This is a genomic window from Candidatus Sodalis endolongispinus, assembly GCF_018777395.1.
GTDB lineage: Bacteria > Pseudomonadota > Gammaproteobacteria > Enterobacterales > Enterobacteriaceae > Sodalis_B > Sodalis_B endolongispinus.
In genome coordinates, this window is record NZ_JAFJYC010000002.1 from 494,368 (window position 1) to 517,346 (window position 22,979).

General features: G+C 54.9%; 17 protein-coding genes and 10 pseudogenes. 10 read left to right on the forward strand and 17 right to left on the reverse strand.

Going from position 1 to position 22,979, the window contains the following annotated elements; genetic code table 11:
* Positions 1-125: 125 nt before the first annotated feature.
* The 4 genes and pseudogenes from JZM24_RS15585 to JZM24_RS15600 form a co-directional block, all read right to left on the reverse strand.
* Positions 126-923, reverse strand: coding sequence for a nitrilase-related carbon-nitrogen hydrolase (locus JZM24_RS15585; protein ID WP_215670802.1), 798 nt, complete (start codon positions 921-923; stop codon positions 126-128).
* Between the two features lie 16 nt (positions 924-939).
* Positions 940-2,246: pseudogene (locus tag JZM24_RS19860) on the reverse strand (purine-cytosine permease family protein).
* A 67-nt stretch (positions 2,247-2,313) separates the two neighbouring features.
* Positions 2,314-3,027 carry a PAS and helix-turn-helix domain-containing protein gene (locus JZM24_RS15595; protein ID WP_215670804.1) on the reverse strand — a complete coding sequence of 238 codons (714 nt, stop codon included), beginning with the start codon at positions 3,025-3,027 and terminating at the stop codon, positions 2,314-2,316.
* A 647-nt stretch (positions 3,028-3,674) separates the two neighbouring features.
* A pseudogene (locus tag JZM24_RS15600) lies at positions 3,675-4,273 on the reverse strand (ATP-dependent Clp protease proteolytic subunit).
* 258 nt (positions 4,274-4,531) lie between these two features.
* Between JZM24_RS15600 and JZM24_RS15605 the strand changes: the two are divergent.
* A complete protein-coding gene (locus tag JZM24_RS15605) occupies positions 4,532-4,948 on the forward strand; it encodes a hypothetical protein (protein WP_215670806.1) in 417 nt (138 codons plus the stop codon).
* Between the two features lie 174 nt (positions 4,949-5,122).
* Here JZM24_RS15605 and JZM24_RS19530 read toward each other — a convergent pair whose 3' ends face one another.
* On the reverse strand, positions 5,123-5,344 hold the full coding sequence (locus JZM24_RS19530) for a hypothetical protein (RefSeq protein ID WP_312885036.1): 222 nt from the start codon (positions 5,342-5,344) through the stop codon (positions 5,123-5,125).
* Between JZM24_RS19530 and JZM24_RS19535 the strand changes: the two genes are divergently transcribed.
* The 3 genes from JZM24_RS19535 to JZM24_RS19540 are packed head-to-tail and all read left to right on the forward strand — an operon-like array spanning position 5,343 to position 6,966.
* Positions 5,343-5,522, forward strand: coding sequence for a hypothetical protein (locus JZM24_RS19535; protein WP_312885037.1), 180 nt, complete (start codon positions 5,343-5,345; stop codon positions 5,520-5,522). The genes JZM24_RS19530 and JZM24_RS19535 overlap by 2 nt on opposite strands.
* A gap of 51 nt (positions 5,523-5,573) precedes the next feature.
* On the forward strand, positions 5,574-6,842 hold the full coding sequence (locus tag JZM24_RS15610) for a protoporphyrinogen/coproporphyrinogen oxidase (protein ID WP_312885038.1): 1,269 nt from the start codon (positions 5,574-5,576) through the stop codon (positions 6,840-6,842).
* Positions 6,820-6,966 carry a hypothetical protein gene (locus JZM24_RS19540; protein WP_312885039.1) on the forward strand — a complete coding sequence of 49 codons (147 nt, stop codon included), beginning with the start codon at positions 6,820-6,822 and terminating at the stop codon, positions 6,964-6,966. Before JZM24_RS15610 ends, JZM24_RS19540 begins: the two co-directional genes overlap by 23 nt.
* A gap of 234 nt (positions 6,967-7,200) precedes the next feature.
* On the opposite strand, the pseudogene JZM24_RS19865 reads toward JZM24_RS19540, so the two are convergent.
* From JZM24_RS19865 to JZM24_RS15640, 6 genes and pseudogenes are all read right to left on the reverse strand, one after another.
* Positions 7,201-7,674, reverse strand: a pseudogene (locus JZM24_RS19865) (RES family NAD+ phosphorylase).
* A 172-nt stretch (positions 7,675-7,846) separates the two neighbouring features.
* Entirely contained in the window at positions 7,847-8,047 is a 201-nt protein-coding gene (locus JZM24_RS15620; protein WP_215670810.1) for an MbcA/ParS/Xre antitoxin family protein, read from the reverse strand.
* Positions 8,044-8,229, reverse strand: a complete 186-nt coding sequence (locus tag JZM24_RS15625) for an antitoxin Xre-like helix-turn-helix domain-containing protein (RefSeq protein ID WP_215670812.1) — start codon at positions 8,227-8,229, stop codon at positions 8,044-8,046. The genes JZM24_RS15620 and JZM24_RS15625 overlap by 4 nt, the downstream gene beginning before the upstream one ends.
* A 90-nt stretch (positions 8,230-8,319) precedes the next feature.
* The gene (locus JZM24_RS15630; RefSeq protein WP_215671221.1) at positions 8,320-9,309 is read right to left on the reverse strand and encodes an isopenicillin N synthase family dioxygenase; all 990 of its coding nucleotides are present in this window, start codon (positions 9,307-9,309) and stop codon (positions 8,320-8,322) included.
* A 478-nt stretch (positions 9,310-9,787) separates the two neighbouring features.
* Positions 9,788-10,548, reverse strand: a pseudogene (gene tam, locus JZM24_RS15635) (trans-aconitate 2-methyltransferase).
* Positions 10,549-10,662: 114 nt separating this feature from the next.
* Positions 10,663-11,541 carry a LysR substrate-binding domain-containing protein gene (locus JZM24_RS15640; protein ID WP_215670814.1) on the reverse strand — a complete coding sequence of 293 codons (879 nt, stop codon included), beginning with the start codon at positions 11,539-11,541 and terminating at the stop codon, positions 10,663-10,665.
* Positions 11,542-11,648: 107 nt separating this feature from the next.
* On the opposite strand from JZM24_RS15640, the gene JZM24_RS19545 reads away from it, so the two are divergent.
* Together JZM24_RS19545 and JZM24_RS19550 are read left to right on the forward strand one after the other, a co-directional pair.
* The gene (locus JZM24_RS19545) at positions 11,649-12,164 is read left to right on the forward strand and encodes a TDT family transporter (protein WP_312885040.1); all 516 of its coding nucleotides are present in this window, start codon (positions 11,649-11,651) and stop codon (positions 12,162-12,164) included.
* The gene (locus JZM24_RS19550; RefSeq protein WP_312885041.1) at positions 12,152-12,601 is read left to right on the forward strand and encodes an SLAC1 family transporter; all 450 of its coding nucleotides are present in this window, start codon (positions 12,152-12,154) and stop codon (positions 12,599-12,601) included. Before JZM24_RS19545 ends, JZM24_RS19550 begins: the two co-directional genes overlap by 13 nt.
* A 35-nt stretch (positions 12,602-12,636) precedes the next feature.
* Here JZM24_RS19550 and smrA read toward each other — a convergent pair.
* Positions 12,637-13,210, reverse strand: a pseudogene (gene smrA, locus JZM24_RS15650) (DNA endonuclease SmrA).
* Positions 13,211-13,424: 214 nt separating this feature from the next.
* On the opposite strand from smrA, the pseudogene fnr reads away from it, so the two are divergent.
* Together fnr and uspE are read left to right on the forward strand one after the other, a co-directional pair.
* Positions 13,425-14,182: pseudogene (gene fnr, locus JZM24_RS15655) on the forward strand (fumarate/nitrate reduction transcriptional regulator Fnr).
* A 126-nt stretch (positions 14,183-14,308) separates the two neighbouring features.
* Positions 14,309-15,251 (forward strand): annotated as a pseudogene (gene uspE / locus JZM24_RS15660) (universal stress protein UspE).
* Between the two features lie 53 nt (positions 15,252-15,304).
* Here the strand turns inward: uspE and JZM24_RS15665 are convergent.
* Positions 15,305-15,517: a DUF378 domain-containing protein gene (locus tag JZM24_RS15665; protein WP_215670816.1), complete on the reverse strand. Its 213-nt coding sequence runs from the start codon at positions 15,515-15,517 to the stop codon at positions 15,305-15,307.
* 306 nt (positions 15,518-15,823) lie between these two features.
* Positions 15,824-16,762, reverse strand: a complete 939-nt coding sequence (locus JZM24_RS15670; RefSeq protein ID WP_312885042.1) for a LysR substrate-binding domain-containing protein — start codon at positions 16,760-16,762, stop codon at positions 15,824-15,826.
* 544 nt (positions 16,763-17,306) lie between these two features.
* Between JZM24_RS15670 and JZM24_RS15680 the strand changes: the two are divergent.
* A pseudogene (locus JZM24_RS15680) lies at positions 17,307-17,976 on the forward strand (SDR family NAD(P)-dependent oxidoreductase).
* 395 nt (positions 17,977-18,371) lie between these two features.
* Here the strand turns inward: JZM24_RS15680 and pntB are convergent.
* Together pntB and pntA are read right to left on the reverse strand one after the other, a co-directional pair.
* Positions 18,372-19,763, reverse strand: a pseudogene (gene pntB, locus JZM24_RS15685) (Re/Si-specific NAD(P)(+) transhydrogenase subunit beta).
* Positions 19,764-19,773: 10 nt separating this feature from the next.
* Positions 19,774-21,219 (reverse strand): annotated as a pseudogene (gene pntA, locus JZM24_RS19290) (Re/Si-specific NAD(P)(+) transhydrogenase subunit alpha).
* 155 nt (positions 21,220-21,374) lie between these two features.
* On the opposite strand from pntA, the gene ydgH reads away from it, so the two are divergent.
* A complete protein-coding gene (gene ydgH / locus JZM24_RS15695; RefSeq protein WP_215670823.1) occupies positions 21,375-22,328 on the forward strand; it encodes a DUF1471 family protein YdgH in 954 nt (317 codons plus the stop codon).
* A 160-nt stretch (positions 22,329-22,488) separates the two neighbouring features.
* On the opposite strand, the gene JZM24_RS15700 is transcribed toward ydgH, so the two are convergent.
* Positions 22,489-22,914, reverse strand: a complete 426-nt coding sequence (locus tag JZM24_RS15700) for a hypothetical protein (protein WP_215670826.1) — start codon at positions 22,912-22,914, stop codon at positions 22,489-22,491.
* Positions 22,915-22,979: the final 65 nt, after the last annotated feature.

The window sequence follows — 22,979 nt, forward strand, 5'->3', positions numbered from 1 at the left end:
GTCGTCTTTCAAACGCCAGCCCGTGCTTGCAAGGTCGGGAAAGGATCTACCGGTAAGCACCTGGCTGCCGGACAGCAAAAATGAATCAGCGATAATAATCAGGCTGCCGGACAGCCAACAATCATTTAGCGATAATAATCGGGTTGGCGGTCAGCTAAATAAGGCAAGGTATTGCGTATTGCCGACTGAGTCTGCCCGTCAAGGATATGATAGAGGATTTGCTCTCCGTGCTCCGTCGCTCTCGCCATCACCTGACCGCGCGGGTTGAGTATCTGACTGCCGCCAAACAGCTGGCAGTCGCCTTCTCTGCCCCAGCGGTTAACGGCGGCCAGATAGACGGTATTTTCCAGCGCCCGACAAGGGCCATTAATATACCAAATATCCTTGTCTTTTTCTGGCCAGGCAGATAACAGCAGCAGAAAGTCGGCCTGCTTGAGCGTCAGACAGCGAGCGACTTCAGGAAATCCTGCATCATAACAAATCATACCGCCGATGCGTCCGAGGGGCGTATCGAATACAGGAAGATGCTGACCAGGCGTGAACCAGCGTTTTTCTTCCTGGATAAGATGCATTTTTCTAAATACCCCCAGCCAACTTTCCTGCCCCGGCAGCCAGACGCCTGCGGCATTATAAACGGCGTTGGTTTGCACATCGCGTTTAATAAAACCGAAAATAATAATGACCCCCAGCTCGGTTGCCAGAGCGCTGAACATGCGGTCCGTTTCCCCCTGCCGCGTTTCACTCAATGCGCGATATTCCTGGCCCAATAGCGTTGGCGCATAACCGGTAGTGGCCAATTCAGGAAAGCAAATGAGTTCAGCGCCCTCCTGTTTGGCGGTGTAGCAAAATTGTCGCAGTCGTTCAAGATTTTTTCTTTTTTCACCTAAATAGGTATCTGTTTGCACTAAAGCTAATTTAAACAATGGTTACCTCTCACCCTTATGACACGCGTTTTACTATTATTTGTTTGAGATGTGACAACAGCCAATAAAGAGCGCCGGAGATGGCTATCGCATTCAGTGCGGGAATACCCGCAGTAATAACGTAGCCGGAGACGGCAGCCACGCCACAGGAAAATAAAGCAATGACATTCATAAACGGGGTTGCGGTGCTGTCGGGGAGCGTGCCTTCTTGGCGCGTGGCGTCTAGCAGGGCGCGGTGGGTACGCAAAAGGTAATAATCAACCAGCATAATACCGGCGATAGGAGGAAAGACCACGCCGACCATCATCAAAAATCGATGAATCTGTGCAAAATCCCCGACACGGTGAATAGCGTTCCGTTCCTATTGAACCGGCTACCAATGTGATGTAACTGTATTTGATGCGCAGACCGGACCAGACATGAATAAAATTACTTACCCCGAGCGATCGCTATAAAGATTGATGTCATTGACCTTTACCACCGCCAGCATCACCGAGGCAGCCCCTAACCAGCCGGCGCTTTGCGTCATAATGCTTACCACGTCTTCCGTATCGAGTACATGAGCGATTAAAATCGACAAGGCATTGACAATGAATTCCCCAACGATGATAGAGATAGTCATCATCCAAAACACACTTTTACCGTCTTTGCAATAACGGCTGATATCCGGCGTAATCAACGCCGCGACAATATAGCCGCCCGCCACCATTGTTGCCCCGGCGCTAAGTGTAATCGTCGCCGCGCGATCGCGGGCATATCCGAATATCTCGGCAGTGCTGTGGCCGGGCAACACCTGATAGGCTGCATACACTACAATTAGGATAAAAAGCGGCACTGCAATTCTCGCCGTCCAGCCCAAGGCGCGATAGCCAAAAGCGACAAGCAGCGTCGTGGCCAAACCAGAGATAACGGCGCACCAGGCGAAAGACAGCTTGCCTTCAAAAGCATAAGCCAGACTTTTGGCAAATACGCCATTTTGCACGCCAAACCAGCCGAGCGAACTGATGCCGATCGCCAGACCAATGAGGGCGGAGCCCAATCGGCCAAAGCCACACCAGCGGGAAAGCAGCGAAGTGGGCAGCCCTTCGCGTACGCCAGCAAGGCCCAGTCCCAGACCGACAAATTCCAGAATCAAGCTCCCTAATATAGGGTAGCCAGCATCGCCTGCCAAAATGACATGGCATGCCCTAGTGTCGCGCCAAGCATAAATTGCGACAGCGCGGTAATGGAACCGATTCTTATCAACGTGACGGTGAAAAGACTGGAACGCTGCGCACGGGGAACTCTGCCATAAACAAAATCATCATTCATAGAAATATCCATGTAGAAATAAGTAAACCCATACAAATAACCGGCTCCCGACCGACATCCGTGCCGTTGTTGTCAATGCTTATTGAAAATGTAGGTAACTTCCCATCCTAAGCAGGCCAGGCGGAATGTTGCAATGTAACTTCGTTTGCCTGCAAAATTCGACAAGTTGTGATGAGGAATTGATGCCAATTTTTTGATAAATAATCCGCAATCGATTTTCCACCGTGCGATGGGAAATATTAAGGACCCGTGCAGCCTCTTTTGCACTTAAAGCATGAATAGTGAGAAAGATGATTTCCATTTCTCTTTCCGTAAACATATCATCCGGGTCGAGCGCCCCGCCGTCATCTGTACCGCGTCGACAAGTGTAGGTGCAGGGCAAATTAACATTAAGGAGATTTCTCAGGTTGTAGGGGGTAAATTTCCGGGCGTGATAAATCACCCCAATACAACATTTTTTGCTATCGTAAAGTGGGAACTTTTCGCAGGCATACGGCTGCAGAGTTACCTCCTTTCCGTAAGGATAGATATCAATAGAAGTTATGCTGACCTGCCTTTTTAATATTTCAAAATCATGATTCTGAAAATGATGGGCAAATTCTGATGTCGGATGAGGTATCTCGATATCGGTTTTACCTTCAATATCAAAGTTAATGGGCAGATTCAGCATGTCAAGATTAGATTGATTACTGTAGTAGTAGAATGATTTATTATGTGTAAATAATTTTACCCCCCACGGATCTTTGCTATTTTCAAACATAGATATCAGTTGAGGGGAGATGTCAACATCCATTGTATCGCCTCCTTTTTGATTCCTCGAAGCATCCTATAGTGTATTAGCAAGAAAAACGTCATCCGCTGATATACTTTACTCAGGTCATTACCTACCGTCAATAAGCTCATGCCGACTTATTTAACTCTTATCCGAAATCGAAACGATTCAATCGATACCTTAAAGTAATGACTGTCCGGGATTAGAGACAACAATTGGCCAAAAATTATTCGCCTTTCACTCCAACGCGGGCAGCTAAAAGGGAGGTCCTTAAATATAGACCGCCATCAAACAATATGATTTTTAAACGCTGTCTGACAAAGGGAAAAGCGTGTCATATTACTGAAGCCAAATGCTTGCAATGTCGTCAATTAACGTTTCCAACGTTGATGCAGGCACTGTTATGGGAACCTGCGCATCGCTTAATTGTATTATGTTTTTCAATACCGGCGGGGACCTTGATGTGCTAACATTGATTTATTTCTATCATAATAAAAAATGATTATTTAATTTGAATTTAGACGGCAGCGAAGGAAATGCTGAGTTGGATCATGCAGTCAATAGCGACGCGCCGCGAGTAAGGTACAAAGCTGACAACTCGCGCGGTTGGGCGCCGGGATCCCTTCCGGCACCGCCTTTACCGGGACACGGTCCGCGGGTCGCCCGGATTAATCTAGATTGAGTTCGTTGAATGAGGTGAGAACCCGTCCGACGATGCCATAGTTCATCGCCTGCTGCGGCGTCATCCAATAATTTCTGTCGGTATCGTTTTTCACTTTTTCCAAGGGTTGTCCGGTGGCGTCGCTAATGAGTCGGTTTACGCGTTCCAGCATCAGAATGATTTCTCGGGCTTCAATCTCAATATCACTCGCCTGCCCCTGCACCCCGCCTAACGGCTGGTGGATAATGAAACGCGTGTTGGGTAATGCATAACGGTGGGCTTTCTCCGCCGCCAGAAAAATGGTAATGCCGGCGCTGGCGACCCAGCCGGTACCGATGATGTGCACCGTAGGCTTGATGAACTTGATGATATCGTGAATAGTGTCAGCGGATTCAACATGGCCGCCCTGGCTATTATATAAAGTTTGATCGGTCGATCATCGATTTCTTGCAACAATAGCAGTTGCGACACCACCTTTTCGGTCAGCGCCTGGTTAATTTCACCATAAATGATAATGGAACGAGAGTCGAGCATCTTTTTCTGAATCAGATGCGACTCCTCGTTCTTGTCCTGCTCTTTTTCATCGTTTTTGGCTTGGGACCACATATGCTGTTACTCCGAGTGAATGATGTACCGTGACAGTCTAGCATCCCCAGGGGCTATCCTGCTCAAGAATAGCAGCCAGGCGACTGTGTAAGGCGATTCATCTTTCCATGTCGGCCTTCCTGTATTGCCCGACAGATAACCTGGCTGGCTAAACTCGGCGTTAACCGGCCGCTGGCCTGGGCTGCTGAGTAGCTACGAAGGTGCCCCGTGTAGCCTGCGTTACTGAGTAGCCACGCAGGTGCTCCGTTTTGACCTGCGTTGCTGAGTAGCCACGAAGGTGCCCGTTTTCAGCCTGGGTTACTGAGTATCCACGCAGGTGCCCCGTTTTACCCTGCGTTGCTGAGTAGCCACGATTTCATCCTGCGTTATTCGCCCAAGGCATCCAGCTCTGTTGCAGGTAGAACCGCAGCGTTACCCGGCGCCGCGCAGAAGACCGGCTTTGGCGAGGCGGCGGCGGCGGTGCAGGTCAAACACGGTTCGCCAACGGCAGGCGGCGCGCGGGTAATTTTCCTTTTAACATTCACATCACTTTTCAGTGAGGTCAACATTTTGCTCTATAGCTGCCGCATAATGGAAGCCATGTTGCCTACCGCCTGTTTGTACGGTATCGAAACGGGATATCTGTCTCTGTGGCTCGACTCTCGTCTGGCAGCCACGCCGCAACAAGGCGAATAAGGGCGGTCTTGGTGATGCCTGGGACCAGCCGACGCGGTGTGCTGCCCAGGGTTTCCCGGCCCCTTTTGCCTTTGTGGCACCGGCGGGCCCAGCCTGCACCGGGCCAAGCAAGCGCGCCACGATAACGCATTTTGCTTCCCCAGCAGCGTAGATGCGGTGCATTTCGAGCAAGCGCTAGACAGGAGCAATGATCATCCGCTGCAACGCGACCTGCCGCACCCGCGCCTGGGGTTTTATGGCGTGATTGACGAACGTCTCGATTTGCCGCTGCTGGCCGCGTTGGCCGACAAACATCCAGATTGGCAATGCGTGATCGTCGGTCCGGTGGTGAAAATCGCCCCCGATAACCTGCCGCGGCGACACAATATTCACTACTACGGTCAGCAACCCTATCATGCCCTGCCGCAATTTTTGGCCGGTAAGGCTGGCGCTGCCCGCCGAGCGGCAATACGCGCTGGCGGCGCAAATGCAGGCCATTGTCGCCGCCACCTCCTGGGACGAAAGCGCGGATAAGATGGCCGGGATAATACAACAGGCGGTAGATGCTGCCCGCCACCGCTCTTCCCTTGGGTGACATCGCGAAGCACAGCCACGGGCGGCCACCGACACCACGACGGTCAGCCTGGTGTCCCCCGCACGACAGGCTCACGTCACCACGGTGCCCTGCGCTATTCTCGGCGCAGGTCCCACCGGTCTTAGCGCCGCCTATCATTATGGCGCGGGCTCGCTGCTGCTGGAGCGTCATCGCGAGGTCGGCGGCTGGTGTCGCTCTATTGAGGATAATGGTTTCACCTTCGATTATGCCGGCCACATCATGTTCTCACACGATCCTTATGTCTTAGGGCTCTATGAAAAGCTGCTGGGCGACAATATGCATTGGCAAGATCGCGAGGCCTGGATTTATAGCCAGGGCGTTTACTCCCGCTATCCTTTCCAGGGCGCGCTATACGGGTTACCGCCGGCGGTCATCAAAGAATGTTTATTAGGAGCGATTGCCGCCCGTTTTCCCCATGCCGGGGCGGTGAGCGCCGATAGCGCCGACGCCCCCCACGTCGATGGGCCGGACCAGGCAGGCCGCATCCCCGGCAATTTCGAGCAGTTCATACAACAAGCCTGTGGCGATGGCATTGGTAAACATTTCGCGCTGCCCTACAACCAAAAGTTGTGGACCGTGCCATTGTCGGAAATGGAAACTTCCTGGCTCGGCGGCAGAGTGCCGCTACCGGATCTGGATCAAATCATCTCCGGTGCGCTGGAGCCGGTAGGGCCGCCGCAGGGACCTAATGCCCGTTTTGGCTACCCTCTGAAGGGGGGATTTCAGGCGCTGATGTCGGGCTTTCTGCCGCATTTGCACGGAGAGCTTGCCACCGACTCCGAGGTGGTGTCGCTGCAGCCCGAGGCACATTTGCTCACGCTGGACAATGGCCGCCGTTACCGGTATGGGGACCTTATCAGCACCATGCCGCTGCCGGCGCTTATCGCCATGATGGGCGACGCCGCCCCGGATGCGGTTAATGACGCTGCCCACGCGCTGCGACATATTTCCGTACGGTGCGTTAATTTGGGTATAGGCCGATCGGCGCTGACCGATAAGCACTGGATCTATTACCCGGGGGATACACTGTTCCACCGTATTTTTGTTCATGGCAACGCCAGCCAGCACAGCAATGCGCCGGGCGGTTTCGCTCTGACCTGCGAACTGACTTACTCCAGTTACAAGCCGCTGCCGCTGGAGGGTCAGGCGCTGATCGATCGCTGTATCAGCGACTGCATTCGCGTTGGCCTGTTCCGCGCAGACGATAAGATCGTCACCGCCAATATGGTGGATATGCCCTATGCCTATGTGCTGTATGATCACGCCCGGGCGGCCCATGTCGCCACCGTCCGGCTATGACATTCTGCTGGCGGGCCGCTACAGCGAATGGGAATATTACAACTCTAATCATGCTTTTATCGCCGGCAAAAAAGCCGCCGAAGCGGTTAAGACGCTGCAGCCGAAAATGGGTCTGGTTCGTTGACGCAGTGCGCACTTTGGGCAAGCTGGATAGGCAAGCCCGTTGCAGGCGAAGACTGGGCTGGCAGAAGCCGACCGTCGCGGGCGGAAAAGCGACTTAGCTTGCAGTCATACGCCGGCGGCCCAAGAGGGCTGCCGGCGCGGTGGCATCATTACGCTGAGCGGCCGCCCCGCGTTCGGGTCGCCGATTTGGCAAGTGTGATTTTGCCGATGCTGGTAATAACCTGCACGTCCCACATCATTTCATAATGCGCGCACTGGCGCACGTCAGTGACGCCGGCGGGTGTAAATAAACCCCAGCACACCGCGCGCCGCGGCGGCGCACCGACCGGTAACGCAGCGCGACGCATTCCGCGTTTTTCAGCATCGCCCCGAGGGTCTGTGAGACGCGATAATTTTCGGGATCGTATACGGCGTGATCGGGCGGCAAGACGGTAGCATCTCGCGGGCTAAACGGGCGGAAAAATTAACCTGCAGACCGCGCAGCACCAGGCGTTCAAACTTAAGCCCCGGCACCCGTTTGCCAATAATGCTGCTGATGATAGGCCACTTCGGCGAGCGCGGTTTCCAGGGTATCAGCGATGTACAGCACGCCGAACGAGCCGTCGCTGAACCGGCTACCGTCGGGGTTGACATGGGTAAACGGCGCGACGGCATAGGAGCAGCCGACAATGCCAAAAGGGATTTCCCCTTTCTTTAACCCGTTAAGCACGGCGTCTTGATCCTGAAGGCGCGGATTGGTCAATGCCTGCAGGGTATATAGGGCGTTGAATTCATGTCGGCGACATCATCAAATAGCGACACTGGTGGGTATTTGGAATTAATAAGACGGTAACCGGTTTGATCGCGCAGGGTGATCCTGGGGAGAAAGGGAAGCGTTTCCTTCACCACTGTCCTCCGCGCGAGGCATCGAGGCGTTTATGGACCTCATACAGCGCGCCGAAGCTGCCGGTGCCGATAATGTGCAGCGGCGAGCGGCCATTGAAATAGGGGTTATGATTGTCCATCGCCATGAAGCCACAGACGTTCTCAGGATTGTCAAATATCGTGCGCAACGCGGCATGGATATTCAGCAGATAGCTCATCCGCTCAAGCTGGTCATGGCGGGGTCCTTTCGCAGCTTATACCAGGTTGCCCGCGACAGTTGCAAAATGCCCTGGCTCTGCTCCGGGGAGGCCCCCCACTTGTCCAGTATCGCTAATGCGGTTTTGACGCCTATCGTCGACGCTTGCTGTTTATCTACTTTCTGCTCTGACACCGCCGACATCTGCATACGCCACCTCCTTCGTCTACAATCTCATCCTAGACGGAAAAGGAGAAAAAGTCTACTGAAAGACTCACGTATTGCGACGTTGCTTCACGGCCAGCGCAGACTCGCATAATAGCGCTCGGCGACATCATGGTGCGATCGCAGTCGGCCTTTCAAGTAATTCCAGCCAACGTCGCGCAGCAGCGGATTGTCCGGATCGCTCACGGCGCCTGGCGCTTCGATGGAAAGCGCGGGCGGCAGCGGATATATCGGCACCACCGCGTCCAGTTGCGCGCCAAGAAAGAACGCGATCGACAGCCGCTCATGCCCGGCCGGCGGCGAAACCAACCGGTGCACCGTTGCGCGCAGGTAGCCATTGGTGGCCAGTTCGATCAGTTCGCCAATATTGACGACCAATGTGCCCGCTTTCGGCTCGACGTCAATCCATTTGCCGGGAGCGATTTCCACCTGGAGCCCTTTATTGTCATCCTGCAACAGGAAACTCAGAAAACCGGAATCCTTATGCGGCCCTACACCCTGCCGGCTCTCCCCCTCTTTCCTGCCGGGGTAGCGAATCAATTTGACATGCTCATTGGGCTTTTCGCCATAAAGCGGGTCAAACGCCCCGCTCGCGAGCGACAACGACTCGGCGAACGCCCGCAACAGCCGTAGCGCCATTTTGGTCATCTCTTGCTGCCAGCGGGTCAGCAGTGGCTGCATCTCCGGCAGCGCCGCCGGCCAGATATTAGGTCCCTGCAAGCGGTTCCAGGCCGGCTGAGTGGCGTCATGGGGTAGCGCAGCCCGCTCCGCACCCAGATCAAACTGTTCGCGCCAATCCGGTTGACCGCGGGTACGTTCGGAGGCAGCACGATTATAGCCGCGAAAATGGGGGGAATGGATCATCGCCAGCGCCAGTTTGTCCACATCCGGCAACGTGAAGAACCGCCGCGCCACCGCCTGCACCTGGCGCAGCAGGTCGGGATCGATGCCGTGACCCGTCAGATAAAAGAAGCCGATATCGTGCGCCGCCAGCCGCAGCCGGGCGAGGAAAGCGTCGAGTTGTGCGCCTGCGGCGTCGAATTGGGCGAGATCCAACATGGGCAGGGTATCGGGCGAACTGAATGTCGCATGGGCACCTCCTGTATCGTTGGAATCGGTCAACAGCAAACGTCTAACGGCACCGCTCTAACACGCCGTTACCCGGCGCGATATCCGCACTCGCCGGCGTGGTTATTTGCATTGCCGTATGGCGTTAAAGCCTAATTATGACAGACTACAACAAAATGCAGCCGCTGGCACTTCCCAGCCGCGGGCGGATGGGCGGCGACGCGCTGCTGCCGCCGGCGCCGTGGGCGGTATCCTAATAAGCCGAGATGCTTTTCCCAGACAAGACAACGTCGTCGCCGGCCGCAGGCCTCTCCTGACAAGCAAAAGGGTGAACCTGGGGGGATAGCGTCACGTCGGCGCCGGCGGTGTCGACATCCAACCGGCGCATGCGCGCCAAACTAAGAGAGAAAGGCGTCTGGGCGCCAGGCCCTGCCGCCTTGACGACGCGCGCCAAGGCGACAAACCACCGTCAGCGCCTGGCGACAATAAACAAGCGCGGAAAGGCCAGCAACACGCGGCCATCGGCCCGCGGCGGATAGGCTGGCGCAATCGCCTGCAAATAGTCCTGAATGAAACTATCTTGTTCTTCGGCAGTGAGCGGATCGAGAAACGGGCGCAGCCCGGTCGCCCGCAGCCAGTCGGCGATGGCGGTCAGCGACGGCATCACATGATAATAACGGGTTTGCCAGATATCGACGCCGGCGGCCAACGGCGCCAGCAGATCATAATAGTCGGCGGCGCTGAGAATACCCACCCGGCTATGGGCGGCCGCGCCGATCCGATCACGCCATTTGGCCTTGGACGCGACTTCGCGCATGGCGCGATGGCTCGGCTCTTCCCGGTTATTCGGCATTTGCACCGCCAGGACGCCGCCGGCGGTCAACTTCCCCATCAACCGCGGCAGGAGCTGCCGATGCTCCCCCACCCATTGTAGGCAAACAGGATGTCCTGCGCCTGCGCGGGGCGCCAGGATGCCATATCCTGCTCAATAAAATCGCACCCCGGTAGACGGGTACGGGCGATTGCCAGCATCCCGGGCGAAGTATCGACGCCGGTGACCCGGGCATCGGCATAACGATCTACCAGTAACGCGGTGGAATTACCGGGGCCACAACCCAAATCGGTAATATTGGCCGCCGTCATCAACGGAATACGGGCCAGTAGTTCCTGTGCCGGCCGGGTGCGTTCATCTTCAAATTGGCGATAAAGCTCGGGGTCCCACTCCTGCATGACCTGGTCTCCTAAAATGCCGCGCCGGGCGCGAAGGTATGTGGCCGCATAATTTCACTGTGGGAAAGGGTCAACCTAGCATTATTCTGGCGCCAACGTCTCCTCCGCCGGTGGCTAAATCGTGCGATCGCCCCGCTGCGCCTGCAGAAAACCTATCCATAATTCCATGCTGTCTGACAGGTATTTCTGCCGATGATGGCACAAGCTGAGGGTACGGAAAAAACGCTGTCGGGTGGGGATCTGGCTGAAGTGTCCGGAGAAACACGGCTGCTCAATCAACAATCGCGAGGCAAAGGTCAGCCCGAAACGTTGCTGAACGCAGAACAAAATCGCGTCAAAATCCTCCAGTGCCAGCACAATCCTCGGATTGGTTAATAACGGCGCCAACTGATGCTCAAAATCGTTGCGGCTGCCGGATCCGGCTTCGCGCAAGATCCACTGACGGTCCTCGAGCGCCGAAAGCGGTACGTTCTCTCCCTGTGCGAGTGGGTCTCCGACGGGACAAATAATTACCATTTCGTCCTGTCGCCATGCCGTGACCTGGAGATCGTCGTCATTCACCTCGCCTTCTATCAGGGCTAAATCGAAATTAAGCAACTTCTTACGCAGACCGTCGCTATTATCTATCACCACCTCCGGTAACCAGCCGTAGCGATGGCGGAAGTCGCTCAGCAACGCCGGTAGCAAATAGCCGCCGATAGTTTTGCTGCCACCCAGCCGTAACGACGGGTCTCCGGTGCTGAATAGCTCGTCGATATCGTCCACACGAGTTAATAATTCATCCGCCAGCGGTAGCAGACGTCGCCCTTCATGATTAATGAACAGACGGCCATGATGACGGTCGAACAGCCTGATATCCAGATGGATTTCGACCTCACCCAAGGTTTGCGACACCGCGCCCTTCGTTATAAAAAGATGGCAGGCGGCCTGGGAAAGATTGCCGCACTGCGCGACGGTTTTAAATACCAGCAGCTGTTTAAGTGTAAGCTTCATCGTTTAGTTTTACAGAACGCAAGGTTAAAAAAAACAGAATATCCTGAACGAAGAATTATCTCTATACTTGCGCCGAATGAATAAGCATTTTGTGCTGGAGAACAGGCATGTTTAAACCGTTAAAAACGTCGCTACATTCGCTGCCGACCCCCGTGGCCGGGCTGGCGCTGGGCATCGCCAGCCTCGGCGCCTGTCTGGAATACACCTTACCATTGCAAGGCGCGGGGCAAAATACCGGCGCGCTGATAGCGGCTGTCATGCTGCTGGCGCTGACGGTCAAATTTTGCTGTTACCCCGCGCTTTTGGCGCAAGACTTACGACATGCGGTCATCGGCAGCGTACTACCGACCTACGCCATGGGCTGGATGATAGTCGCCAAAGCGCTCTCGTTGGTGTGGCTTCTGGGCGGCAATGGCATTAACGTGGCATTTATGTTTATTGGGCATTTTCATCTGGCACCGCGGCCGCGATTTTCGCCTGGAGCATATGGTTCCCGCCTGGTTCGTGCCACCGGTGGGGATCATTGCCGCCGATGTAGCCTTTCCCGGCGGCACGCTGGCCCCGCTGGCGCTTATTTTGTTAAAATTCGGCATGGCAAGTTACGCCGACCATGCTGCCGCTAATGCTTTACAGCTTTATGTTTCGTGGCGAAATACCCGACAGCGCCAAACCGACTATCGCTATTATGGCGGCCCCTGCCAGCCTGTGTTTAGCCGGCTATTTGTCGGTTACGCCGCAACCATCGCTGCTGCTATGCGCGACTTTGCTGGGCGTTGCGCTGTCGATGACGCTGATGATTTACCTGCCGCTACTGCGCTTGATGCGCCTGCCGTTCACGCCCGGCTTCGCGGCCTTTACTTTCCCTATGTTAATTGGAGCGATCGCGCTGTATAAGCTGGCCCACGCGCTGGCGGTGTACCCGGCCGCGCAGGAGTATGTTAGTCAATTAGTGTATTTATCGGATATTGAAGTGGCCGTCGCCACGGCAGTGGTGGGCTATGTCGTGCTACGCTTTGCGCTGTACGGTTTGCCGCGCGTCAGGCAGCCGGTAGATGCATAAAGCCCGGCTGGGTTAAGCGTGCGCGTAAGGCGGCCTTAACGTAGTCGTTTGGCGTGTCGCTCGCGATTTTCACTTTTCGCCCGCGCCGACTTGCGCAGCGCCACATAGCAGGCGCCGCCGCCGCCGTGAGCTGGCTCTGCACAACAATATGCTTGAACCGGGTCAAACTGCCGCAACCAGCGTGCCACAAAGCTACGCACGATATTAGCATGGCTGTCGTCGCGCCGCCCCATGCCGTGGATAATCAACAACGTGCGACACTCGTCTCCCGCGTCATCCGCGATATAAAAACAAACAGCAGACTGCGCGCGCGCACTACCGGCATACGGCTAATATTGAGTTGAGGCTGGCGTCGATACCGTACTTGCCGCGGGCGAGTTTATCGAGCAGCCCCTGCTGGATACCGTCTTGTCTAAAATAAAGCGGCATATCGCAGGGCAGCGGCGCGAAAAGCTCTGTTGTGAGAAAACTTTCCTCGGGCTGACACGCTGGCGCCGGCCGCGGGAACGGCGCCGATTTCGCCGGTAAAAACACCACGTTGGCGCGCTGCTTCAACGGCCTGACATCTTCCATGGCCTGGTTGAATAACTCTTTATCGTCATAGGTCATCGTAAATCGCTCACGCCGGCCCGGACGGCGACGCCGCATCCGGGGAAAATACAGCTCAACTATAGCCCCCACTTCGCGATATTTCACGGCCTTTTCACCCCCAACCACGCCCTTTTTTGGCGAAAAGTGCACCAACCCGCTGCGGCGCTTTTATAACGGCAACAATTGATGTTAAAATTGACGCAAATCAATATTGCATGATCGGCGACCTATGATTTTCCCTAAAAAGCGTATCATCAGACGAATTCAGTCCGGCGGCTGCGCCATCCATTGTCAGGATTGCAGTATCAGCCAGCTGTGCATTCCTTTTACTCTCAATGAGCACGAGCTGGACCAGCTCGACAACATTATCGAGCGTAAAAAGCCTATCCAGAAGGGCCAGACGCTATTCAAAGCCGGTGATGAGTTGAAATTGCTCTATGCCATCCGCCCTGGTACGATTAAAAGTTATACCATCACCGAGCAGGGCGACGAACAAATCACCGGTTTTCATTTAGCCGGCGATCTGGTGGGTTTTGATGCTATCGGCGGCGGCCAGCATCCGATCCGAGTTTCGCCCAGGCGCTGGAAACATCGATGGTGTGCGAAATTCCTTTTGAAACCCTCGACGATCTTTCCGGCAAGATGCCTAATCTGCGTCAGCAGATGATGCGATTGATGAGCGGCGAAATCAAAGGCGATCAGGATATGATCCTGTCGCTGTCGAAGAAAAACGCCGAGGAGCGTCTGGCGGCGTTTGTCTATAATCTTTCACGCCGCTTTGCTCAACGCGGTTTCTCGCCCCGCGAATTCAGGCTAACCATGACCCGCGGCGATATCGGCAATTATCTTGGTCTGACGGTGGAAACTATCAGTCGCTTACTCGGACGCTTTCAAAAAAACGTGATGCTGGCGGTCAAAGGCAAATATATTACTATTGAAAATCACGCCCTGCTGTCCGATCTGGCCGGCACGCCGCAAAAAACCGCTTAAATTGTGGCCGGATAAGTAATTTTGTTATTTTATTAATCCGGCTTCGTTTCTTACCTGTCAGTGTTTGCCTTGATGAGTTACTCTTATTCTAAACGTTCAGTTGAACCGCAGAAGTAAGGAGACATTATGGCAAAGTATCAGAATCTGCTGGTAGCAATCGACCCCGATCAGGACGATCAGCCTGCACTGCGCAGGGCGGTCTATCCTGGTTCAACGGCTAGGGGGCCATATTAAAGCCTTCCTGCCGATTTATGATTTCTCGTATGAAATGACCACGCTGCTGTCCCCCGATGAACGTACCGCCATGCGACGGGTGGTTATCGAACAGCGTACCGCGTGGATTACCGAACAATGCCGGCATTATCTCGACAGTGGCGTGCAGATTGAAATCAAGGTGGTGTGGCATAACCGTCCATTTGAAGCTATTATCCAGGAGGTCCTCGCCTATGGCCACGATCTGCTGTTGAAAATGGCCCATCAGCACGATCGTTTTGAATCCGTGATATTTACCCCGACGGACTGGCATTTATTACGCAAGTGCCCTTGCCAGGTATGGATGGTGAAAGACCAGCACTGGCCTGAGGGCGGCAAAGCGCTGGTGGCGGTCAATCTTTCCTGTGAAGAGCCTTATCACGATCCGCTCAACATCAAGCTGGTGGAGGCCTCACTGGCCTTGGCCAAACAGGTAAATCAGACCGAGGTGCATTTGGTGGGCGCCTATCCGGTTACGCCGATAAATATCGCCATTGAATTACCTGATTTTGATCCCAGCGTCTATAACGACGCGATACGAGGGCAGCACCTTCTCGCCATGAAAAGCCTGCGGCAGAAATTCAGACTCGACCAGAAATATACCCACGTCGAAAAAGGTATGCCTGAAGAAGTTATTCCCGATTTAGCGGAACATTTGGATGCTGGCGTAGTGGTGATAGGCAGTATTGGCCGCACCGCGTTTATCGGCAATACAACCGAGCTGGTGATCGACCATCTGAAATGTGATTTGCTGGCAATTAAACCGGATGACTTTGTGTCGCCGGTGACGTTAGAGCAAGGGGATCAATACGAGTAACCCGTGCCTGGGGTGACGCCGCCGTGGATTGTTTAGGTCTGACTTCTGACTTATTATACGCTCCGGTGCCACACCGCTATTTTCGGCAACAGTGACAGACAGTAAAGGGCGCATAAGCCGACGATGACATAGACAATGCGCGCAATCATCGCTTCTTGACCGCCAAAAACGGTCGCCACTAAATCGAACCTAAAGAGTCCGACCAATAACCAATTAACGCCGCAGACAATAAGCAAAATTAACGCGATGGTGGTTAATGCTTTCATAGTCACTCCCCTCATTTAAATTATCAGGCATTATTGCATCATGAGTGCCGCTTAATGCCTGCCGAGTAAAAACCGGCGGCTTGGCGGACCCGGAAATACGCTAATAAACTGTAGTGCTTATTTCCCATTCAGGAGGAGTAAATCTTATTTTCCCGGCCATTTTCATGAAAATATACTTTTATCGTGAGTTACAATGCGTACATTCCCTGGGGCTCTATGGCGTCTTTGTGACGGAGTGTTTATTTCATTGGGTTGTGGCTAAGGAGATGAAATAACCGCACCGGCCGTGTTTCGAGCTTTAGTAATCTACTGCGAGGAAAATGAGGTCATGGCATGCTCTTCCGCTCTAATGAAATCGATAAACGCGCGCAGCGGCGGCGGGACCAACCTGCGGCCAGAATAGTAAAGATATGGCCCCGAAAATGTCCGCCACCAAGGTTCCAATACCGGTTCCAGTTCTCCACTGTCGAGATAAGGGCGTAACCAGCCCTCAAACAGATAGATAACGCCCAGACCCGCGACAGACGATGCCACGCCGAGCTCGGTTGCGGTACCAGCACTGTAAACCAAGTGGCCTGTCGGCTCTAAATGATAGGTTTCATCCCCCCGTTGATACTGCCATATTTCCAGGTTCCCTCCGCCAAACTGGCTGCGGACACACTCCATATGCATCAAGTCGCGTGGATGCTGTGGTCGCCCACGCTTATCCAGATAAGCCGGCGACGACGCCGTAGCGAAACGTTGTACGCGCGGTCCTACTGGGACCGCGATCATGTCCTGTTCAAGCCAGTCATCATAGCGGATACCCGCATCACACCCCACCGCGAGAAAATCGACAAGGCCGCTTTCCGCCATGACTTCGACCTGAATATCGGGGTAACGCTTGAGGAAACGCGGGATGAGCTGCGGCAAAAACAAGCGGGCGACGTTCACCGGCACGGTGAGACGCCGCCTGCCCGCGGGCCGATCGCCCGACGACGAGACAGTTTCCAGCGCCTGTGCGAGTTCGGCGAACGCCGGACCAATGCGCTTTAACAGCTGTTTCCCCTGCTCCGTCGGCAATATGCTGCGCGTGGTCCGGTGAAGCAGGCGTACGCCCAGGTGGCTTTCAAGCCGCCTTACCGCATCGCTGAGGCCTGAGGGGCTGACGTGCAGCAAGCGCGCCGCCTGGCGAAATACACCGGCGTTGGTTACAGCCGCAAACGCTTTCAAATCGCTTAGCCTGTCCGTTGCTCCTTTCGTCACCGTAAACCCCCTGGCGCTGGAAACCTCTGGCGCGACATGACAGCGCCGGTACCCGGCCGCATACCGCGACGAGGGGTACCCTCCCATCCCGTCCATCTTCTCAGCACTTGTAACCCACAATTGTACGTAAAAACGAACAATCTGTACACCGTAGCCCGGATACCAGGCTCTCTGGCGCCAGGGTAAAATGCCGTGCAAAGCCCGGAGACTTATCCTTCTGGCGCAAGGTTACATATCAAGCACGGCCCGGAGACTCAGCAGTCTGGCGCTCGTGTGGGTTTGCCGTGCATAGCCCGGAGTCGTGATCCCGCTCGCGTTAGTTTAGGACGCTTCCCCTATAGCGGGTAGGTCAAAAACTGGTGACGTTCCAAGGCTGTACGTAATTCACCTCGAATACGGGAATCATAACGCAAAGATTTCTTATTATTGAGGAGAAAATCATGAACAGTATGACACCCCCTGGCGCTGGTGACCGGCGCGTCTTCGGGCATTTGGCCTTAGCTTTGCTCGCCGGTTGGCCGCCCAAGGCTACAGTCTGATTGTCGTGGGCCGCCGCAAGCCCAGATTAGACGCGTTAGCCGCCGAATTTCCCGCCGCCGATATCCGTACCGTGGTGGCGGATTTATCTAGCGAGACCGGCATCGCCGCCGTGGCCGCGTTATGCCGGCGGGAAACCACTCACCTTACTAATTAACAATGCCGGCGTCGCCCATTACATGAGCTTCACTACGCTGCCGCCTGAAAAAGCAAGCGAATTGCTCCAGGTAAAATGTGTCGCGCCCACCCTGCTGGCGCACGCTGCCGCACCGGGGATGATTGCCCGCGGCCACTGCGCCATTATTAATGTGGCTGGCATGCTGGCATTCGGCGCGGCGCCGCCGCTCGGTCAGGCCACCGGACGATCTATCTACGTGGCCGCCCTCGCCCATTTGCTGTCATTGTCATTGGCACTGCATGAAGAATTGTCGCCTGCGGGCCTGCGTATTCAGGCGCTATGCCCGGGGATTGTCGCCACCGAATTTCACCAACGTCAAGGCATGGATTTGAGTGTGTCCGCCGATGAGGTGGTGACCGCCAGCCTGCGCGGCCTTGAGTTGGGCGAGGTGGTTTGTGCGCCCGGCGTTGCCCAAAGCTCACTGCTGGAGGAGGATTTACAGGCAAGCCTGGCGGCATTTGTCGGACAGTCTTCGCAGTTGGCAGCACGCTACCGGTAATCGCCTGATATTGCCGCCAGTCGCGCCAAACAGCGCAAATCTCGCCAGAAAAAAGGGCCAGGTCTTGCCTGGTGGCCTTCGCTAAAAGTGAATGGCCTGCGCCCTGGCTCATCACATCTATTACGCGACACGAAAGAAGGAGCGGTGTGCTCAGCAGCGTTTGCAAGGCAGGAAAGACAATGCTCCATGCTCAGGAGCCTTCTTTGACGGTAACAAGGAAGACGCGCTTCATCAGTGGCGTTGGGCAGCAAGAAAGGCGATGTTGCTTGCTCAATAGCGTTCCTGAGCGGCAATAAATGAAGACGCGCCTGGCGGGATTGCAAACTACAACGCCAGGCGCGTGAATGTTAAGGCCGGTTACCGGAGACGTCGGGCCGGCCAGCGGCGGTTAATGCTTAAAGCGCACGCAAAATCGCCTCAACGCTCTGCTTGGCGTCGCCAAACAGCATTTGCGTATTGTCTTTGAAGAACAGCGGATTTTGCACGCCGGCATAGCCGGTATTCATCGAACGTTTGAATACCACCACGTTTTGGGCTTTCCATACTTCCAGCACCGGCATTCCCGCGATGGGACTGCGGGGATCTTCTTGCGCCGCCGGGTTAACGGTATCATTAGCGCCAATCACCAATACCGTATCGGTAGCGCTGAAATCTTCGTTGATTTCATCCATCTCCAGCACGATGTCGTAAGGCACCTTGGCCTCCGCCAACAACACGTTCATATGCCCTGGCAAACGCCCGGACACCGGATGGATGCCGAAGCGCACGTTAACGCCCCGGGCACGCACAACTTGGCGGTAATATCGTGTACCGGATACTGCGCTTGTGCGACCGCCATACCGTAGCCGGGAGTAATGATGACCGAGCTGGAGTTTTTCAGCAGTTCAGCCACCTCCTCCGCCGTGGTTTCGCGATACTCTCCCATCTCGGCCTCAGGGTCGCCAACGCTGGTATCGGTACCAAAGCCGCCGGCAATGACGCTGATAAAAGAACGATTCATTGCCTTACACATAATATAGGAGAGGATAGCCCCGGAGGAGCAGACCAGCGCGCCGGTGACAATCAGCAGACCGTTACTCAGCATAAAGCCTGCCGCGTCGGCCGCCCAGCCGGAATAGGAGTTGAGCATGGAAACCACGACCGGCATATCGGCACCGCCAATGGAAGCAACCAGATGCCAACCGAACGCCAGGGCAATAAGCGTCATGAGCAATAGCGCCAATACCTGCAGTCCGATATTGTCGCTGCGCACAAACAGTATTAACAGCAAAAACGAAATCACCAGCGCCGCAAGATTCATTTGATGGCGCCGTGGCAGCATGAGCGGACGGGAGGAGATTTTACCGTGCAGCTTGCCAAACGCCACAATCGAGCCGGTGAAGGTTACCGCACCGATAAAGATCCCTAGAAAAAATTCGGTCAAATGGATATTTTCCATGACCGCATTGTTGATGGCATCATGCTCTAGATAGCTGTTAAAGCCGACCAATACCGCCGCCAGACCGACGAAGCTGTGCAAAATGGCGACCAGCTCCGGCATTTCGGTCATCTCTACCTTGCGCGCCAGATAAACCACGATGGCGCCACCGATGACCATGGCGACGATAATCCAACCGACGTTGCCGGCGTTCCGGCCCCAGCACCGTCGCGATGAGCGCGATAGACATACCGGTAATACCGAACAGGTTTCCCTGCCGTGATGTTTCGTGCTTGGACAGCACCGCCAGGCTAAAAATAAATAAAATGGCGGCGACAATATAGGCCGCCGTGACGAGTCCTTCTGACATGGTTCACCCCTTAATTTTTAAGAAACATTTTCAGCATGCGCTGAGTGACGGTGAAACCACCAAAGATATTGATGCTGGCAATCAGCACGGCGATAAACGACAGAAATGAAACCCAACCGCCATCGCCAATCTGTAATAATGCGCCCACGACGCAGGCCAGAGCGAACACCGTAAAATGCAACAAGAAATCGCGCGTGGCCGCATCCGCCAACCAGCCAAATAAAATAATCGCCAACGCGATAAGCGCATATTTTCGCAGCGGCGACGCCGGACGGGGCGGTTCGACGGGTTTTGCGGCAGGAGCCGCCTGCGCCGGCTTCGGCTGGGCGGACAAGGTGATAGGCGGTGCCGGACAGGTCAATTCGCCGTCGCGTATCACGGTGACGCCGCGAATAACCACGTCGTCGAAATCCACCACGATGTCGCCCTGTTTCTCTTTACAGAGTAACTTCAGCATATTAATGAGGTTGGTAGCATACAGTTGGGAGGATTGGGTGGGTAACCGACTGGGTAAATCAGTATAACCGATAATGCGAACGCCATTATCGGTCACCGTAACGGTGTCCGCCACGGTCAGCACAGTTACCGCCGGTTTGCGCCGCCAGATCGACAATTACGCTGCCAGGATTCATGCTGGCGACCATCTCTTTGGTAATCAAGCGGGTGGCCGGTTTGCCCGGAATCAGCGCGGTGGTAACAATAATATCGACTTCTTGCGCCTATTCGGCGAACAGCGCCATCTCGGCTTTGATAAAAGCGTCCGACATCACCTTGGCGTAACCATCGCTACCGCCCGCCTCTTCCTTGAAATCCAGTTCAAGGAACTCGACGCCCATGCTTTGCACCTGCTCTTTCACCTAGGGACGGGTGTCAAAGGCGCGACCCACGGCGCCCAGACTGCCCGCGGTGCCAATGGCGGCCAGCCCCGCGACCCCGGCGCCGATCACCATGACTTTGGCCGGCGGCACTTTGCCCGCCGCCGTAATCTGGCCGGTGAAGAAACGACCAAATTCATGGGCATCCTCAACAATGGCGCTCTAACCGGCGATATTGGCCATTGAGCTCAGAGCATCCAGCGACTGGGCGCGGGAGATGCGAGGCACGGCATCCATCGCCATAACGGTCACGTTTTTAGCACTGAGTGCCGTCAGAAGGTCGGCATTTTGCGCCGGCCAAATAAAACTTATCAACGTCGTGCCGCTTTGCAGCAAGGCTATTTCATCCTCGGTCGCCGCATTGACTTTGAGAATGATATCCGACTGCTAGACTTCAGAGGTTGTTGTCAGCGTCGCGCCCGCGCCGCGACAAAAGCGGCATCCTCGAAACTCGCCAGCGTGCCGGCGCCGCTTTCAACCGCAACACTAAAACACAACGTAAGCAATTGCTCGACGGTTTTAGGCGTGGCGGCGACCCGGGCTTCGTTGGCAACGCGTTCTTTAGGTACACCAATACGCATAGCTTTCCATTATTATTCAGTTCTTTTGTAAATGACAGGTTGCCGGGACCGGAACGCGCGGCAGCACGTGCCGCCGCCCGATAAATCCAGCAGGCGTCAAATACATCAACAGTTCAGCACATTTTGCGTGAAAGCGTTTGTCGAAAGGATTTTTTATGAAGCTGAAGAAGACACTATTGACATCGGCGTTAATGACTGTGCTTACCTTTACCGCACAGGCGGCGCAGGAACTTACGCCGGAAAAAGCCGCCAGTTTGCAGCCTTTTGAGCGTATTAATATTATCGGCCGCTTTAATGCCATTAATGAAGCCGCCGCGGCGGTTTCTCGCCGCGCCGATAAAGCTGGCGCCGCGGCGTTCTATGTGGTCAATATCAATGACGCCAACAACAGCGGCAATTGGCGCGTGACCGCCGATCTCTATCGTCAGGACGCCCCCGCCGCCTCCACCGAAACACAGTACCGGGTATTTAATGGCGTCAAAGAGCTGCCGCGCACCGAGGCCAATTTACTCGAACCTTATGATACCGTATCGGTGAACGGCTTTTATCGCAACCAGCCGGAAATAAACGACGCTATCTCCAAAGCGGCGAAGGCCAAGGGCGCCGCGTCTTACTACATCGTGCGCCAGATAAACGCCAATCAGGGCGGCAACCAGTTTGCAACCACCTTCATTTATAAAGCGGATGCGCCTAAGCGCGTCGTGCAGAGCCCGGACAAGATCCCGGCCAATTCCGAAGCCGGGAAAGCAGCGCTGGCCGCCGGGGGCGCCGCCGCCGCCAAAGTAGAGATTCCGGGGGTTGCCTCGTCAGAATCACCCAGCAGTAACGTAGGCCGCCTCTTCGAGACGCAATCCACGCGCGGTACACGCTACACTGTCACCTTGCCTGATGGCACCAAAATTCAGGAAGTTAACAACATTACCGCCGCTCAAATGGTGCTGTTTGATTTCATCAGCTTCACCGGCCATTTCAATAGCTCGACCGATGTGTCTAGCGAAACCGCGCGACGCGCGGCGAAGAAAGGGGCGAAGTTTTATCACATTACGCGCCAATGGCAACAAAACCAAAGCGGCAGTAACTTGACCATCAGCGCCGACCTGTTTAAATAACGTATCGTCGCGGGCTTGCGTGTAAATCGCAAGCTTGAACCCACACCAGAGAGTCGCGTTTTCACGCGCTATTATGCGCCGTGATGCTGTGGCTCCTGGCGCCTTGGATCAAGGGCGCCAAAAGACAGCGGTAACAGGCAACAGGCTCTCGTGGTGTGATTCAGATACAGGGAGCGGTGCGGTGGGCAGGTAAGCGGATGAGCAGCCGCTCATCTTGTTGGGTAAGCTGCAACGGCTGACCGACTTCCTGACGAATATGGGACAGTTGCTCCCCTTCAATGGCGTAGGGCAATTTAATATAGAAGCGGGTTAGGCCCTGCTGTCCGGCGAGAGTAATCAGCCGGATGATATTCGTTTCGTCGTTCAACTGGGTGGAAAGCACCTGCAATGCCAGGGCCTTCAGCTTTTCCTGGTCGGTCTGGCTACTGACCGCCGCCTTTCGGGTCACCATACCAAAAATGGGAATGACGCCGTATATCGCATCAATGAAACTCCAGCGTTTCTTACAGCTTGCGGAGAGATAATCCGTGTAATCGAAGCAAAAGGCTTCACCCTGCTCAGCAGTTGCAAACTGAGGTTTGCTCATCTCGCCCTTTCCTCTCTAAACCGTTTGGCGCCGCTCGCCTTCCGCCCGACTTGCACTATACCATA

What these genes read in the sequence shown, in the direction of transcription:
- JZM24_RS15595 (WP_215670804.1), bottom strand. Translation starts at nt 3,027, where the DNA reads ATGGATGTTGACATCTCCCCTCAACTGATATCTATGTTTGAAAATAGC.
- JZM24_RS19535 (WP_312885037.1), top strand. Translation starts at nt 5,343, where the DNA reads ATGCCCTGCCGCAATTTTTGGCCGGTAAGGCTGGCGCTGCCCGCCGAG.
- JZM24_RS19530 (WP_312885036.1), bottom strand. Translation starts at nt 5,344, where the DNA reads ATGATAGGGTTGCTGACCGTAGTAGTGAATATTGTGTCGCCGCGGCAG.
- JZM24_RS19540 (WP_312885039.1), top strand. Translation starts at nt 6,820, where the DNA reads ATGTCGCCACCGTCCGGCTATGACATTCTGCTGGCGGGCCGCTACAGC.
- JZM24_RS15620 (WP_215670810.1), bottom strand. Translation starts at nt 8,047, where the DNA reads ATGAGCTATCTGCTGAATATCCATGCCGCGTTGCGCACGATATTTGAC.
- JZM24_RS15625 (WP_215670812.1), bottom strand. Translation starts at nt 8,229, where the DNA reads ATGTCGGCGGTGTCAGAGCAGAAAGTAGATAAACAGCAAGCGTCGACG.
- JZM24_RS15630 (WP_215671221.1), bottom strand. Translation starts at nt 9,309, where the DNA reads ATGTTGGATCTCGCCCAATTCGACGCCGCAGGCGCACAACTCGACGCT.
- JZM24_RS15640 (WP_215670814.1), bottom strand. Translation starts at nt 11,541, where the DNA reads ATGAAGCTTACACTTAAACAGCTGCTGGTATTTAAAACCGTCGCGCAG.
- JZM24_RS19545 (WP_312885040.1), top strand. Translation starts at nt 11,649, where the DNA reads ATGTTTAAACCGTTAAAAACGTCGCTACATTCGCTGCCGACCCCCGTG.
- JZM24_RS19550 (WP_312885041.1), top strand. Translation starts at nt 12,152, where the DNA reads ATGCTGCCGCTAATGCTTTACAGCTTTATGTTTCGTGGCGAAATACCC.
- JZM24_RS15665 (WP_215670816.1), bottom strand. Translation starts at nt 15,517, where the DNA reads ATGAAAGCATTAACCACCATCGCGTTAATTTTGCTTATTGTCTGCGGC.
- ydgH (WP_215670823.1), top strand. Translation starts at nt 21,375, where the DNA reads ATGAAGCTGAAGAAGACACTATTGACATCGGCGTTAATGACTGTGCTT.
- JZM24_RS15700 (WP_215670826.1), bottom strand. Translation starts at nt 22,914, where the DNA reads ATGAGCAAACCTCAGTTTGCAACTGCTGAGCAGGGTGAAGCCTTTTGC.